The sequence below is a fragment of the Falsibacillus pallidus genome, assembly GCF_050990905.1.
Taxonomy (GTDB): domain Bacteria; phylum Bacillota; class Bacilli; order Bacillales; family DSM-25281; genus Falsibacillus; species Falsibacillus pallidus_A.
In genome coordinates, this window is sequence record NZ_CP158866.1 from 3,300,377 (window position 1) to 3,314,423 (window position 14,047).

18 protein-coding genes are annotated in these 14,047 nt (G+C 45.9%); 1 reads left to right on the forward strand and 17 read right to left on the reverse strand.

Going from position 1 to position 14,047, the window contains the following annotated elements; genetic code table 11:
- Positions 1-247 precede the first annotated feature (247 nt).
- The 13 genes from hisIE to hprK all read right to left on the reverse strand — a co-directional run bounded on the left by hisIE (position 248) and on the right by hprK (position 11,001).
- Entirely contained in the window at positions 248-904 is a 657-nt protein-coding gene (gene hisIE, locus ABTV07_RS17290; RefSeq protein WP_433744535.1) for a bifunctional phosphoribosyl-AMP cyclohydrolase/phosphoribosyl-ATP diphosphatase HisIE, read from the reverse strand.
- Positions 901-1,659: an imidazole glycerol phosphate synthase subunit HisF gene (gene hisF, locus ABTV07_RS17295; RefSeq protein ID WP_433744537.1), complete on the reverse strand. Its 759-nt coding sequence runs from the start codon at positions 1,657-1,659 to the stop codon at positions 901-903. The genes hisIE and hisF overlap by 4 nt, the downstream gene beginning before the upstream one ends.
- The gene (gene hisA, locus ABTV07_RS17300; protein ID WP_433744540.1) at positions 1,656-2,390 is read right to left on the reverse strand and encodes a 1-(5-phosphoribosyl)-5-[(5-phosphoribosylamino)methylideneamino]imidazole-4-carboxamide isomerase; all 735 of its coding nucleotides are present in this window, start codon (positions 2,388-2,390) and stop codon (positions 1,656-1,658) included. Before hisA ends, hisF begins: the two co-directional genes overlap by 4 nt.
- A complete protein-coding gene (gene hisH, locus ABTV07_RS17305) occupies positions 2,387-3,025 on the reverse strand; it encodes an imidazole glycerol phosphate synthase subunit HisH (RefSeq protein ID WP_433744542.1) in 639 nt (212 codons plus the stop codon). Before hisH ends, hisA begins: the two co-directional genes overlap by 4 nt.
- Position 3,026: 1 nt before the next feature.
- Positions 3,027-3,611 (reverse strand): imidazoleglycerol-phosphate dehydratase HisB, encoded by a 585-nt coding sequence (gene hisB / locus ABTV07_RS17310; RefSeq protein ID WP_433744545.1) that lies wholly within the window; start codon positions 3,609-3,611, stop codon positions 3,027-3,029.
- 13 nt (positions 3,612-3,624) lie between these two features.
- Positions 3,625-4,896 (reverse strand): histidinol dehydrogenase, encoded by a 1,272-nt coding sequence (hisD, locus tag ABTV07_RS17315; RefSeq protein WP_433751341.1) that lies wholly within the window; start codon positions 4,894-4,896, stop codon positions 3,625-3,627.
- Positions 4,897-4,923: 27 nt separating this feature from the next.
- Positions 4,924-5,553 (reverse strand): ATP phosphoribosyltransferase, encoded by a 630-nt coding sequence (gene hisG, locus ABTV07_RS17320; protein WP_433744547.1) that lies wholly within the window; start codon positions 5,551-5,553, stop codon positions 4,924-4,926.
- The gene (locus ABTV07_RS17325; RefSeq protein ID WP_433744550.1) at positions 5,546-6,736 is read right to left on the reverse strand and encodes an ATP phosphoribosyltransferase regulatory subunit; all 1,191 of its coding nucleotides are present in this window, start codon (positions 6,734-6,736) and stop codon (positions 5,546-5,548) included. Before ABTV07_RS17325 ends, hisG begins: the two co-directional genes overlap by 8 nt.
- Before the next feature lie 198 nt (positions 6,737-6,934).
- Positions 6,935-7,471: an acyltransferase gene (locus ABTV07_RS17330; RefSeq protein WP_433744553.1), complete on the reverse strand. Its 537-nt coding sequence runs from the start codon at positions 7,469-7,471 to the stop codon at positions 6,935-6,937.
- Positions 7,468-8,118, reverse strand: coding sequence for a pyrophosphatase PpaX (gene ppaX / locus ABTV07_RS17335; RefSeq protein WP_433744556.1), 651 nt, complete (start codon positions 8,116-8,118; stop codon positions 7,468-7,470). Before ppaX ends, ABTV07_RS17330 begins: the two co-directional genes overlap by 4 nt.
- Entirely contained in the window at positions 8,115-9,059 is a 945-nt protein-coding gene (locus tag ABTV07_RS17340; protein WP_433744558.1) for a nucleoside recognition domain-containing protein, read from the reverse strand. The genes ppaX and ABTV07_RS17340 overlap by 4 nt, the downstream gene beginning before the upstream one ends.
- A 25-nt stretch (positions 9,060-9,084) precedes the next feature.
- Entirely contained in the window at positions 9,085-9,903 is an 819-nt protein-coding gene (gene lgt / locus ABTV07_RS17345) for a prolipoprotein diacylglyceryl transferase (RefSeq protein ID WP_433744561.1), read from the reverse strand.
- 171 nt (positions 9,904-10,074) lie between these two features.
- A complete protein-coding gene (gene hprK, locus ABTV07_RS17350; RefSeq protein ID WP_433744564.1) occupies positions 10,075-11,001 on the reverse strand; it encodes an HPr(Ser) kinase/phosphatase in 927 nt (308 codons plus the stop codon).
- Between the two features lie 201 nt (positions 11,002-11,202).
- Between hprK and ABTV07_RS17355 the strand changes: the two genes are divergently transcribed.
- Entirely contained in the window at positions 11,203-11,784 is a 582-nt protein-coding gene (locus ABTV07_RS17355; RefSeq protein WP_433744567.1) for an N-acetylmuramoyl-L-alanine amidase, read from the forward strand.
- A 56-nt stretch (positions 11,785-11,840) separates the two neighbouring features.
- On the opposite strand, the gene ABTV07_RS17360 is transcribed toward ABTV07_RS17355, so the two are convergent.
- From ABTV07_RS17360 to ABTV07_RS17375, 4 genes are read right to left on the reverse strand one after another with little or no spacing between them, the layout of a single operon-like run.
- Positions 11,841-12,200, reverse strand: a complete 360-nt coding sequence (locus tag ABTV07_RS17360) for a phage holin family protein (RefSeq protein WP_433744570.1) — start codon at positions 12,198-12,200, stop codon at positions 11,841-11,843.
- A complete protein-coding gene (locus ABTV07_RS17365) occupies positions 12,200-12,400 on the reverse strand; it encodes a PspC domain-containing protein (protein WP_433744573.1) in 201 nt (66 codons plus the stop codon). The genes ABTV07_RS17360 and ABTV07_RS17365 overlap by 1 nt, the downstream gene beginning before the upstream one ends.
- Before the next feature lie 19 nt (positions 12,401-12,419).
- The gene (locus ABTV07_RS17370) at positions 12,420-13,562 is read right to left on the reverse strand and encodes a DUF4097 family beta strand repeat-containing protein (RefSeq protein ID WP_433744576.1); all 1,143 of its coding nucleotides are present in this window, start codon (positions 13,560-13,562) and stop codon (positions 12,420-12,422) included.
- A gap of 26 nt (positions 13,563-13,588) precedes the next feature.
- Positions 13,589-13,903, reverse strand: a complete 315-nt coding sequence (locus tag ABTV07_RS17375) for a DUF4870 domain-containing protein (protein WP_433744578.1) — start codon at positions 13,901-13,903, stop codon at positions 13,589-13,591.
- Positions 13,904-14,047 lie beyond the last annotated feature (144 nt).

Genomic DNA, 14,047 nt, shown 5'->3' on the forward strand with positions numbered 1-14,047 from the left:
TGTAAATTGCATTCCCGCCCTTGCCAAATGCGGCGGCAGCCGGGCAAATTGAGTGGTCCCCCGGGTTTGCTCCCCACTTTGGCGCTTGACCAACCCACTTTTGCCGATGACCGATTCACTTTGGGGATTTATCGTCGCACTTTAAACAATAACCGCCTCACTTTTACGATAAACCTCCCCGACTTCCTTTATATGGAAAAGCCAAGCAACACCAAAAAGAAAAACACCCCGACAAAGGGTGCCTCATCTATTCCTGTTTCGACTTCTCTTCATGCCTCTTGGCCAAAACCTTCAATACTTCATCAAATGCAAGATCCTGCTCACGCAAGAGAACCATCACATGGTACAGCAAATCTGCGGTTTCCCACTTCAGCTCTTCTTTGTCGCGGTTTTTAGCAGCAATGATGACTTCTGACGCCTCTTCGCCCACTTTTTTCAATATCTTATCTACGCCTTTTTCAAAAAGGTAGGTCGTGTAGGCACCCTCAGGACGTGCCGCTTCACGCTCTTTGATCAGCTCTTCCAGCTTCGTCAAAATTTCTGCAGGCTGAACATTTCCTTCAACCTCGTCAATCGCTGACTTTTCTTCATATAAAGTTTCTTCGAAGCAGCTCGTCGTCCCTTTATGGCATGCTGGCCCATTCGGCAAAACCAAGACAACAAGTGCGTCTTTATCGCAGTCATATTTGATCTGGATGATGCGCTGTGTGTTGCCGCTCGTTTCGCCTTTGTGCCACAGCTCTTGCCTTGAACGGCTGAAGAACCAGGTTTCGCCGGTTTCGATGGATTTTTTCAAAGACTCCTCATTCATATAAGCGAGTGTCAGAACCTCTTTCGTCGATGCGTCCTGTACGATGGCAGGCACCAATCCTTTTTCATCATATTTAATCGATTCTATGGTCATCTCACGGCCACTCCTTTCTCCTTCAAGAATTGCTTGACTTGTTCAACGCTCGTTTCCTTGTAATGAAAAATGGATGCGGCTAATGCGGCATCTGCTCCAGCTTCTTTAAAAACTTCTTCAAAGTGCTGGGCATTCCCGGCTCCGCCTGAAGCAATGACGGGTACAGAGACTGCCTCGCTCACTGCCTTGGTCAATGGAACATTGAACCCTGACTTCTCGCCGTCTGCATCCATGCTCGTCAATAGAATTTCTCCGGCTCCAAGTTCAACGGCTTTTTTGGCCCAGCCGATCACGTCCCAATCCGTTGCTTTTCTGCCACCATGTGTGAAGACGCGCCATGTCCCAAGATTTTCATCATATTTAGCATCGATGGCGACAACGATGCATTGCCGACCGAAGTAGGCGGCACCTTCTGAGATTAATTCCGGATTCAAAAGAGCTGCGGTATTCAAGGAAACTTTGTCAGCCCCTGCACGCAGGATGCGTTTCATATCTTCCAAAGAGCCGATTCCGCCGCCCACCGTAAATGGGATAGCCAATTGAGAAGCGACTTCCCGAACAACATCCGCCATCGTTTTCCTTCCTTCATGTGAAGCAGAAATATCGAGGAATACGAGTTCATCTGCACCTTGCTCGTCATAGACTTTTGCCAGTTCGACCGGATCGCCTGCATCCCTTAATTCAAGGAACTGCACGCCTTTGACAACACGTCCATCCTTCACATCAAGGCAAGGGATGATTCTTTTCGTAATCACTTCGCACCCACCTCTTTCAGGGCAGCACTTAAATCGATTCGATTCGTGTAAATTGCCTTCCCGATGATTGCCCCTGATACGCCTTGGTTCTCATATTTCTTTAAGGCAAGCAAGTCTTCAACAGAGCTGACTCCACCAGATGCGATAACGCTTTTGCCTGTTTCCTCCGCGAGCTGCGCGATGGCTTCCACATTCGGACCTGAGAGCATTCCGTCTGTTGCAATATCCGTGAAGATGAACGTTTCTGCTCCTGCATCTGCAAGCTCTCTTCCGATTTCAACCGCTTTAATTTTCGATGTTTCCAGCCAGCCGTGTGTCGCTACATAGCCATCCTTTGCATCCAACCCGATTGCAATGCTTGCCCCATATTTTTTCAGCCACGATTTTACAAGATCCGGATTAGTGACGGCAAGGCTCCCAATGATGACTCGATCCACACCATTTTCCAAGTAGAATGAAATATCATCTTCTGTCCGGATTCCTCCGCCGACCTGCACCTTCACGTTCAATTCTTTTGCTGTCTGAATGACAAACGGATGATTCACCCGGCTTCCTTCTTTAGCACCGTCAAGGTCGACCATGTGGATCCATTCCGCCCCTTGGCTGGCAAACTGCTTAGCCATATCAAAAGGGGAATCACCGTAGACCGTCTCTTGATTGTAGTCTCCCTGGACAAGGCGGACGCACTTGCCGTTTCTCATATCGATTGCTGGATATAATATAAAGCTCATGACTGACCCTCCTTCTCCAAAACGAGTTCCGTGAAATTTTTCAACAGGGCCATCCCGAGACGGCTGCTTTTTTCCGGGTGGAATTGCATGCCGTAGACGCTGCCTTTTTCCACGACTGCCGGCACAGTGACGCTGTATTGTGATGATGCGATGAGGTCGTTTACCTCCATCCCATCTACATAGTAAGAATGGACAAAATAGACGTGCTCTTCTTCAAGGCCGTTCAACAGCTTTGAATCTTTATTGAAAATCAGCTGATTCCAGCCCATATGAGGGACTTTGAACGCCTCTCCCGCTTCATTTCGCGACGGGATTTCTTTTACCGTCCCCGTTAAATATCCTAGTCCTTTTGAAAATCCGTTTTCTTCACTCTCTTCGAAAAGGAGCTGCATGCCGAGGCAGATGCCCAATAGAGACTTGCCGGATTGGACGTATCCATCCAGGAATGCCGCCAAACCTGTTTCTTCCAGTATGTGCATGGCATCCTTAAAGGAACCGACGCCCGGAAGGATCAAGCCATCCGCTGACTCGAGTTCATCCCGTTTGCTGCTGATGAAATGCGGGACGCCGATCCGTTCAAGCGCTTTGTCTACGCTGAACAGGTTGCCCATTCCATAATCCACGATGCCGATCATTTTATAACATTCCTTTCGTGGAAGGGACCCCCTTGACTCGCGGATCAATGGATGTCGCTTCATCCAACGCCCTTCCAAGCGCTTTGAAAACCGCTTCAATCATGTGGTGTGTATTGCTTCCGTAATGAACAATGACATGAAGGTTCATCCTTGCTTCCAATGCAAGCTTCCAGAAGAATTCATGGACAAGCTCCGTATCGAATGTTCCGACTTTTTGGCTTGGGAATTCTGCACGGAATTCGAGATGAGGACGGTTGCTTAGGTCGACAACGACTTGAGCGAGAGCTTCATCCATGGGGACAAATGCATTCCCATATCGCTTGATCCCTTTTTTATCCCCCAGCGCTTCCTTTAAAGCATGTCCAAGACAGATGCCGATATCTTCTGTCGTATGGTGGTCATCAACCTCTGTATCGCCTTTGGCGTCGACATTCAAATTGAAATGGCCGTGCTTTGTAAAAAGATCAAGCATATGCGTCATGAAAGGCACACCTGTTGAAATTTCAGAGATCCCTTCACCATCTATCTGCAATGCCAGCGAAATATTCGTTTCGTTCGTTTTTCGATCGATCGATGCTTTTCTCATTGTCTGCAACTCCCTATTCCTTTTTGAATCGTTCTTCAACAGCACGTGCATGGGCTTCGAGTCCTTCTAGTCTCGCAAATGCAGCTATTTTCGCCGCGTTTTCTTCCAATGCTTTGCGACTGTATGAAATAATGCTGGATTTTTTCATGAAGTCATCCACATTCAGTGGACTTGAGAACCGAGCTGTCCCGTTGGTCGGAAGGACATGATTCGGTCCGGCAAAATAGTCGCCTACCGGCTCTGAACTGTATCGGCCAAGAAAAATGGCTCCTGCATGGCGGATTTGTCCGAGCAGTTCCATCGGTTCTTCGGTCATGATTTCCAAATGCTCAGGAGCAATGGAGTTAATGACTTCTACAGATTCTTCAAGACTCTCCGTCAAGTAAATTACGCCGAAATCCTCAATGGCTTTCATGGCGATTTCTTTGCGCGGAAGGCTTTCCAGCTGCCTTTGCACCTCTTTTGACGTCTCTTTCGCTAGTTCACGGGAGTCCGTCACGAGGACGCTGCACGCTCGCATATCGTGTTCAGCTTGAGAAAGAAGATCCGCTGCGACTTCGTTTGCTTTTGCTGTCGCATCTGCCAAGACCGCAATTTCACTGGGACCTGCAATCATGTCGATATCAACGTCGCCAAATACTTCCCGCTTTGCAAGGGCTACATATATGTTTCCCGGCCCGACAATCTTATCGACCGGCCGAATGGACTGCGTCCCGTAAGCTAGGGCTGCGATGGCCTGTGCTCCGCCTGCTTTATAGATTTCAGAGACGCCTGCTTCCTTTGCAGCCACCAGCACCGCTGAAGGAATTTTCCCAGCCTCATTCGGAGGGGTAACCATGACAATTCTTTTGACCCCAGCTGTCTTGGCAGGAATGACATTCATCAAGACGGAGGATGGATAGGCTGCTGTCCCACCCGGAACATAGACGCCTGCTGAATCAAGGGGCGTCATTTTTTGGCCCAGGATGGTGCCGGATTCATCCGTCATCATCCATGAATTCCGTACTTGCTTTTCATGAAAACTCCTGATATTTTGAATCGCTTCTTTTATGATCGAAATGATTTCCCCATCCATATTTTCATATGCTTCTACTATTTCATCTTCTCTTACTCTCAGCTGATCCAGATCAGCTCCGTCAAATTTCTTCGTATATGTTAAAACTGCGGCATCTCCGTTTTGTCTCACGTCAGAAATGATGTCTTGAACAGCTGCGCGCTGTTCCTCAGTTCCTGTGTCAATCGAGCGCTTAATCGAGATGTTTTCAGTTACAGGTACAATTCTCAATGATTTCACCTACTTGCTTCATTTTGATCAGTATTGGTTAACGACTGACTCCAGCCGGTCAACAAGTTCCTGGATGCGTTCATCCTTCATCCGGTAGCTGACAGGATTGACAATCAGCCTTGATGTGATCGGTACGATTTTTTCGTATTCAACCAATCCGTTTTCTTTAAGCGTCCTGCCTGATGACACGATATCAACGATTCGATCCGCCAGACCTATCAATGGCGCAAGTTCAATCGAACCGTTTAATTTGATGATTTCCACCTGTTCCCCTTGTTCCCGGAAAAAGGAAGACGCCACCACTGGATATTTCGTTGCGATTTTCGGTGCGACATCATTCATTTTCGTATTCGGCAGACCCGCAACAGCAAGGTAGCAATGGCTGATTTTCAAATCCAGCAGTTCATAGACATTCCGCTCTTCTTCAAGCATTACGTCTTTCCCAGCAATCCCGAGATCCGCTACGCCATGTTCTACATAGGTAGGGACATCCATTGGCTTCGCCAGGATGAAGCGCAGATTCTCTTCCGGCACCTCAATGATCAATTTCCTCGATTCCTCGAATTCCGGTGGAAGGTTGTATCCTGCCTGTCTAAGGAGTTCAAGGGCTTCCTCGAAAATTCTTCCTTTCGGCATAGCAATCGTCAAATCACTCATAACGGTCATCCTCCTTCCGTCCGGCACCAACAAGGAACGTTACGTCCGTAAAAGATCTCGTAAAGGAGTCGACATCCGATACTCCTGATATATCCTGAACCAGGACGTTTTCTCCATCTGTTCTTTTTTGTGCGGCCAGTTCATATGCCTTTTTCCTGTGTTCTGCACTGAACAGGATGCAGTGGATGGTTGGAGGTGTTTGGCGTTCTCCAGCAGCTTCTATCATATAATCCAGACGGATGCCAAACCCTGTTGCAGCAGTAGTTCGTCCAAATTTTCCAAGGAGGCTGTCATAGCGGCCTCCATTGCCGATTGGCGCCCCTACATTGTCAGCATAGACCTCGAATAAAATGCCAGTATAGTAGCTCATGTGGCTGACCAATGAAAGGTCAAGCTTCACATATTTCTCGACATCGTACTCTTCAAGAAGCTTCCATAACTCCTCGATTTCTTTGAGAGCTTTTTTCCCTTGATCGTTTTCAATTAAACCGAATGCTTCCTCAAGGATCTCGTCCGTTCCGCGCATTTTCAAAAACTTTAAGAGGCGCTCTTTATCGATGGAGGATAATCCAAGGGAATTCACGTGGCTTCTGTATCCGACAAAGTTTTTTTCATAAAGGAAGCGGCCAAGCTCTTCAGCCCGGGAAGCTGTCCCAAGAATTTGAGTAAATAGCTTTTCAACAAAGCCGATGTGTCCAACAGATATCTGGAATTCCTTTAATCCTGCGTTTTTCAGAACGGAAACCATCAAGGCAATGGCTTCAGCATCTGCACTGATGGTTGGGTCTCCGATCAGCTCAATACCTGCCTGCTCAAATTCAGCGGGACGTCCCCCTTCGTTTTGCTGGGCCCGGTAGACGTTGGCTGAATAGGCCAGGCGGAGTGGAATCTGCTCTTTTAAAAGCTTAGATACCGCAACCCTTGCAATAGGTGCGGTCATATCAGGACGGAGAACCAATGTATGGCCCTGCTGATCCAACAATTTAAATAGCTGCTGGTCTAACGTAGCCGATGCAGCTCCCACCGTTTCGTAAAATTCAAGCGTCGGAGTTTCAATATAGCGGTATCCCCATGTTTCAAGGGTGTGATGAATCTTCTCTTTTATATTGCGTTTCGTTTCGTATATAGCGGGGAAAGTGTCTCTCATCCCCAATGGTTTTTCAAACATGAATCGCTTCGACATCAATCTCACCTGCACAATCATTGTTTGGTTTTTTATTTAAAATTAATTTTCAAAATCCTTTAGTATGCTAATATGGTAGTAAGATAAAGAATAAGTATAGTTTAACGTGCAGCTTTCCGTTCGTCAACTTTGAAAATTCGGAATCCGACATTAGTTTTTAAAAAAATAAAAAAAGCCTGCACTGCGGTTATGGCAGCATCAGGCTTTAGCTTTTCCGTATATGGGGTCGTTTACCCAGCGTTGTTCGAGTTCTTCTTTTGTATAGATGGTGCGCATCGGGTTGCCCCCGACGAATGTCCCCGGGAGGACGTCTTTATGTACGAGTGTGCCTGCGGAAACGATGGCGCCGTCTCCGATTGTCACACCGGGAAGGATGGTCGTATTCGCCCCGATCATGACATTTTTTCCGATTTCGACCGGTCCGAGGCGGTACTCTTTGATTAAGTATTCATGCGCCAATATAGTTGTATTATATCCGATGACCGTATTATCCCCGACTGAAATTTTCTCAGGGAACATGACATCCAGCATGACCATCAAGGCAAAGGATGTTTGATCCCCCACCTTCATCCTGAGAAAAGTACGGTACAGCCAATTTTTCATCCCAAGAAAAGGGGTATACCTCGCCGTCTGGATGACGACGAAGTTTTTGACAACCTTCCAAAATGGAACGGTTTTGTAAACATGCCAAAGGGAATTCCCTCCTGAAACAGGGTAGCGCACCGTCTTTCTCATGGATTCACTCCGACAACTTTCAGGATGTCACTCATCTCATCCAAAATAAAATCCGGCTCGAACTGAAGCAGATGCTCCCTTCCTTTTGCCGTCCAGGCAACACCAGCTGTCAATGTCCCAGCGTTCTTCCCTCCGAGAATATCGTGGTGATTGTCCCCAACCATGATGGCTTCATCAGGGGATGATCCCAATTGAGATAATGCTAATAAGACCGGCTCCGGATCTGGCTTTGGCGCATTCACTTCATCAAGGGTGACGATGACATCGAAGAAATCGTACAAGTTCATCAATTTCAATCCTTTGATGACGCCGTTTCTTGATTTAGTCGAAACAATTCCTAATTTGATCCCGGCTTCTTTCAATCCTTTTACCGCTTCGTATGCCCCTTCAAATTCTTCCACCAAGTCATCATGGTGCGTCAAGTTGAAGTCGCGGTAATGCTGAATCATTTCCTCCGTATTTTCCGGATTCAACTCTCCGAAAGTCTCTGAGAGCGGCGGACCCATGAAGGGTAGAACATCTTCCCGAGTATATTGATCGGGGTAGTAATGGTTCAACGTATGCAGAAATGACGTGATGATTAATTCATTTGTATCGATCAATGTACCGTCCAGATCAAACAGGACGGTCGTTATCCGTTTGTTCATGTGCTGATTCCACTTCCTTTAATTGCTTTTGCTTGTCTTCTGGACCATATCCATCCCACAATGAGCGTCAGGATGGTAGCAGTCGCGAGCCGGATGCCGAGCAGCGGCAGGACATTGATTCCTAGCGGTAAGAAAATGAGTGTATCCTCAACAACCGCGTGGCATGCCACAAGGAAAATAAATGCCAGCGTCACATCTTTTCGGCTGACCCCGTCCTCTTTGACCGCCTGGAACATCACGCCTGCTCCGTATGCCAAGCCAAAGATGAGTCCGGCTGCCAAGGTGGTCGATGTATTTTCCTTCATACCGAGCATCCTCGTAAATGGACTGACCCATTTCGAAAAGACAGCAAGCCACATTTTATCCTTTAAAATTTGAATACCAATCATCAAAGGGACGACAATCATGATGAGCTGGCCGATCCCAAGAGTGGCTTTCTTCAATGCTAGCCATAGTATTTCCCAAAATCCATGGACATTTACTTCCTGCACCTTGGCAAATCCATATTGGGCCATTTCTCCCCCGCCGTGCCAAACCAGCTGGATAATCACTGCGGACAAAATGGCCAACCCAAGCCTCACAGTCAATACAATCCACGGCTTAACGCCTACTTTGACCGCCACGGACGATTCAATGAGCAGGTTATGGGCAAAAGAAAGCATCACCGCAATGATGAAAACCTCTTTCACCGTCAAACTAAGCGACAGCACCCCTGCAATCCCTGCATATAAATTCAAAAAAATCCCCAATACAATGGGGATGGCCGCGTCTCCGCTGAGTCCGAGCCATCCCATTAAAGGGGAAATCAATTTGATGATCCAAGGAAGCAATGGAGTGTACTGAAGAAAGACGACTATCAATGTAATGGGAAAAATAATTTTCCCGAGGGTCCAAGATGTTTTCAATCCAGCAAGGAATCCCCTTTGAATCGTTGCCCCCATTTGTACCTCTCCCTTTACTGCATGATTAATTCTCTAAATCTTTATAGCGATGACGCGCCATTCCTGTCACTCGGCGGACAACCCATATGATAATGCAGAGGACGACAAGAACAATGGAAATGACCTGGGCCATTCTCAGTGTATTCGTCAGCATCAGGCTGTCCGTCCGCATTCCTTCTACGAAGAAGCGGCCGATCGAATACCAGATGACATAGCTGAGGAATAGCTCCCCGCGCTTCAAGTTTACTTTTCTTAATGACATCAAAATGATGAATCCTACGAAATCCCAGATGGATTCATATAAGAATGTTGGATGGTAGTAATGGCCATCGATATACATTTGATTGATGATGAACTCCGGCAAATGGAGGTTTTCCAAGAAGCGGCGTGTGACTTCTCCGCCATGGGCTTCCTGATTCATGAAGTTCCCCCAGCGGCCGATTGCCTGGCCAATGATGATGCTCGGCGCCGCGATATCTGCAACTTTCCAAAAAGAGATGCCTTTTTTTCGGCAGAAAATCAGTGTGGTGATGATCGCACCGATCAATGCACCGTGGATGGCAATTCCGCCATTCCAGATCTGAACGATTTCATTCGGGTGTTTCGCATAGTAGCCCCATTCAAATAACACATAGTACGCCCGGGCGCAGATGATGGAAATCGGAATAGCCCAAATGAGAAGATCTGCATATGTATCTTTCGGAAGCCCTCTTCTTTCACCTTCGCGGATGACCAGGAAAAGCGCAAGCGCGATTCCGCACCCAATGATGATGCCATACCAATGAACTTCCAATGGCCCTAAATGAAAGGCGATTGGATTAAGCGGTTTTAAAGTAGAATTCATTTCAAATGCTCCTTATTTGGTTTTAGATAAGATAAGCAGCCGGTAAGAAAAGCGGAAGCGCCTCGGTCAGCCCCGTCCAGCATAAGACGGAACTCGAAAGAAATCCTGATTTCCGTAGAGGTACGGCTTATGACTTGAGGGGCTAGGCGCTGGAGCTGGACAAATTTAAAATTACTCATCCCCGTCCTGAATGACTCCTGCCAAGCGGTTTGTGAATTGCTCTGCAGCATTCACACCCATTCTTTTCAGACGGTAATTCATCGCTGCCACTTCAATGATGACAGCCAAGTTGCGTCCAGGTCTTACTGGGATGGTAAGCTTTGTGACTTCGGTATCAATGATTTTCATTTTTTCCTCGTCCAATCCGACCCGGTCATAATGCTTTGTTTTATCCCAAATTTCAAGGTCGACAATCAAGGTGATCCTCTTGTGGGTCCTTACTGCTCCTGCACCGAAAAGAGTCATGACATTGATGATTCCGAGTCCCCTGATTTCAAGCAGGTGTTCAATCAATTCAGGTGAGCTGCCAATCAATGTGTCTGTGTCCTCCTGGCGAATTTCCACACAGTCATCCGCTACAAGTCGATGGCCCCTTTTCACCAGTTCCAAAGCGGTTTCACTTTTACCGACGCCGCTTTTTCCCGTAATCAGGACCCCCACTCCATATATATCCACCAGTACGCCATGGACAGCAGTGGTTGGTGCCAGTTTTCCTTCGAGATAATTGGTTAATCGGCTAGATAGCCTGGTGGTCTTCATATCGGATTTCAAGACAGGGACAGCGCATCTTTCCGAAGCTTCAATCAGTTCAGCCGGGACTTCAAGATCCCTTGTAATGATGATGGCCGGCGTCACATCTGCACACAGTTTTTCCATGCGGATTTTTCTATCAGAATCGCCAAGCCTTTCAAAAAAGGAAAGCTCCGTTTTTCCAAGCAGCTGAACACGCTCAGCAGGATAATAATCAAAAAAGCCTGCTACTTCGAGGCCCGGCCGGGATAAGTCACTCGTGGTGATCGGACGATCCACGCCTTCTTCCCCGCTGACCAGCTCTAAACCGAATGTTTCTATAATATCTTTCGCTCGAACTTTAGCCACGATGGAGACCTCCTAAATTTCAAAGTTGTATCTATTTACCCATTCTTGTTCTGCACTTTATCTATTTTAGCATTTACAGTGAAAAATAAGCCAGACTATTCACATTTCGTTTAAATTCTTTTTGTCCTAGAAAGATTAGTGGTGTCCTTATTGGCTTTGAATTTGTATATAAACAGTGAAAACTTGAAAGGAGAATGATTGATGAAATTGATGCTTGATGCAGGACACGGATACGGGACCACTGGAAAATGCACCCCCGACGGATTCCCTGAGTATGCATTCAATCGAAAGGTGGCCATGTATGCAAGGAAGATTTTGGAGTCATATGAAGGGATCGAAGTATACCTCCCCCATTCTGACTGCGAAGATGTTTCACTGTCAGACCGTACGGAAAGGGCAAATACGCTAAAGATGGACTGCTATGTTTCCATCCATGCCAATGCTTTTGGTGACGGATCAGAATGGACCTCACCTGAAGGGATTGAAACCTATGTCTATGTAAGCAAACCGAAAGAAGCCATGATGCTCGCAAATGTTGTTCAATCAAAGCTCGTGAAAGAGACTGGCAGGCCAAACCGAGGCGTCAAAACAGCCAACTTCCATGTCCTTCGCGAAACAAAAATGACAGCAATCCTTGTGGAGTGCGGGTTTATGACAAATAAAATTGAAGGATATCTCCTTCAAATGGATCCGTATCAGCAGCAGTGCGCCAAAGCGATAGCTGAAGGCATCGCGTCCTTTTACCAGTTATCAGAAAGACATGGAACCTGTATCCTCAATTAATCAAATCAAAAGAAAAAAGCCTTGTCCGGTCAAAAATTCAACCGGACAAGGCTTTATTATTTTCGTTCTTTCCAAGGTTCCATGACGGCTTTTTGGATGATGATATTGGCGACGGACAAAATGACTGCTGCCAATAACGCCATTCCGAATCCGTCAATTTCAAAGGAACTCCCCATGATTCTCTCGGTAAGCACCAAGGTAATGGCGTTGATGACAAATAAAAATAGACCCAGGGAAAGAATGGTGATCGGAAGCGTCAAGACGATCAGGATAGGACGGACAAGTACATTCAAAAATGAAAGAATGATGCTTGCCGTCACAGCTGCGCCGAACCCCGATACATGGAATCCTTCAAAGAATCCCGCTAAAGCGATAAACAATAGTGCGTTCAATAATATACCTGCAATCCATCTCATTACATAATGACATCCTCTTCATTCGGAAGTATAAAGACAAGCAGCCCATAGGTGATGGCCATCGGGAAAAAGCCGGTCGGGAAAAGCAGGATGATGAAAATCACCCGAAGGACGTTTGCATCGATTCCGACAGATTTGGACAATCCCCCTAATACCCCTGCAATCTTGCGGTTAGAACGTGAGCGTGCCAGCTTTTTCATTACTTATCTCTCCTTCATCTTATGCTTGTTTAGGATTAAGATTCGTCGAATCCACCTTTTTTATGAATATGGATCCAGTTTTCGCATCTGCTAAGATGTGAAGAGGAGATTCCGTCAATCCTTTACGCTGGAAGCGAAGCTGTTTTTGAGCCATTTCACTTTTCTCCTCTAATACATTCATTCCCTCCAGCTCAAGTTTGAAACTGCCTAGATTTGTTTTTAACTCTCCATCCATGGCCAATTCATCTGGTACATAAATATCTACATTCCCTGTGACCGTCTTCACACTGATTGAATCAGCATCCTGATTGGAAAGTTTGCAGACTACGTTGCCATTGAAGGATTGGAGATCCAGCTTTTGATATTCCCCAGTGACTTTTAACGCCCCATTGATGGTTTCAGCTTCAAGCTTCCCTGCTTTAGTTTCTTCGATGGTAATATGGCCATTCGCCGTTTCGACTTCTAGATTTTCGGCCTCAACCCCTGTTAAATTGATTTTTCCATTTGCAGATTTCGCTGTGAAATCTTTGGCATTCAACCCTTTAGAAGAAAAAGCTCCATTAAAAATGCGTACATTCAATTTTTCATATTGAGACTTTGGAACAAAAATGGTCGTATCCACTTTCATCCATTTTAGCTGCGTTGAATAGCGAAGCTTCCCGTTTTCCACAGAAAATAATGTGTTTTTTAAGAAAGTCGTTTTTGCTTCTTCAGCATCCTCTGTCCGATAAACTTTCGCTTCGCATTCAATTCTAAGATCGTCCTGATCCCAGGATTGAATGTCTACTTTCCCATTTGCCACATCAATATCGACATTTGAAATGACTGCATTTTTCTCTTCAAAGACGTGCGAAACTTCAGCTGACTGTCCGAATTGAAAGTCGAACTCAAAATCTTTTATTTTTTGCAAGGCTGTATTCATAAAATCCATTAATTTATCTTTTGCCCCGTTGAACTGTTGAGAGTATTTATCGCGATCATAAGAACTGCGTGAATCTCTTCCTTTTCGCTCTACTTCACGGGAAATTTCATTGATAATATCCGATTCTTTCTTCTCTCGGACTGTATCTGCTTCCTCAAGCGCCTCTAAAAGCAGCAAAGCTTCCTTGGCAGTTAAAGTTCCCTTTTCAACCATATCCAATATACGTTTACGTTCGTTCATGCTAACTTCCTCCTCTGAATTGTCTTTTATATAAGTACTTTTATCCCTTTATACACATTCCAAATCACAACAGATACTGTCAAAATAAACGATACAATCAGCGAAATGATGATAAAGACTGGGAATCCTCCGTCCGGCTGAAATGCCTGCTGATCAAAAATCAAAGCGGCAAGCATAAACGGAACAGCTGCCAACGGAATGATATGTGAGAGAAACGATGATTTTGCATGCTTTTTCACTTCAGGGTCGCTAGATACAAAAAACACAATCAGCGGCAGCAGAAAGCCCGCAAAGAAAATGCTGAAGTAGCACAATGCCGATAATGCCTTATTTGATTCCATATATTCAACTCCTTGCTTTATATACGTCTCCCTTCTTAAAAGGTTTCAGGTATATTGTTTAAAGAGCCGCATTTCTAATTTTATTCACAAACTCATTATGTCATACACTATTAAGCTCTCCATCCGCCTCGAGATGTAGTTGAT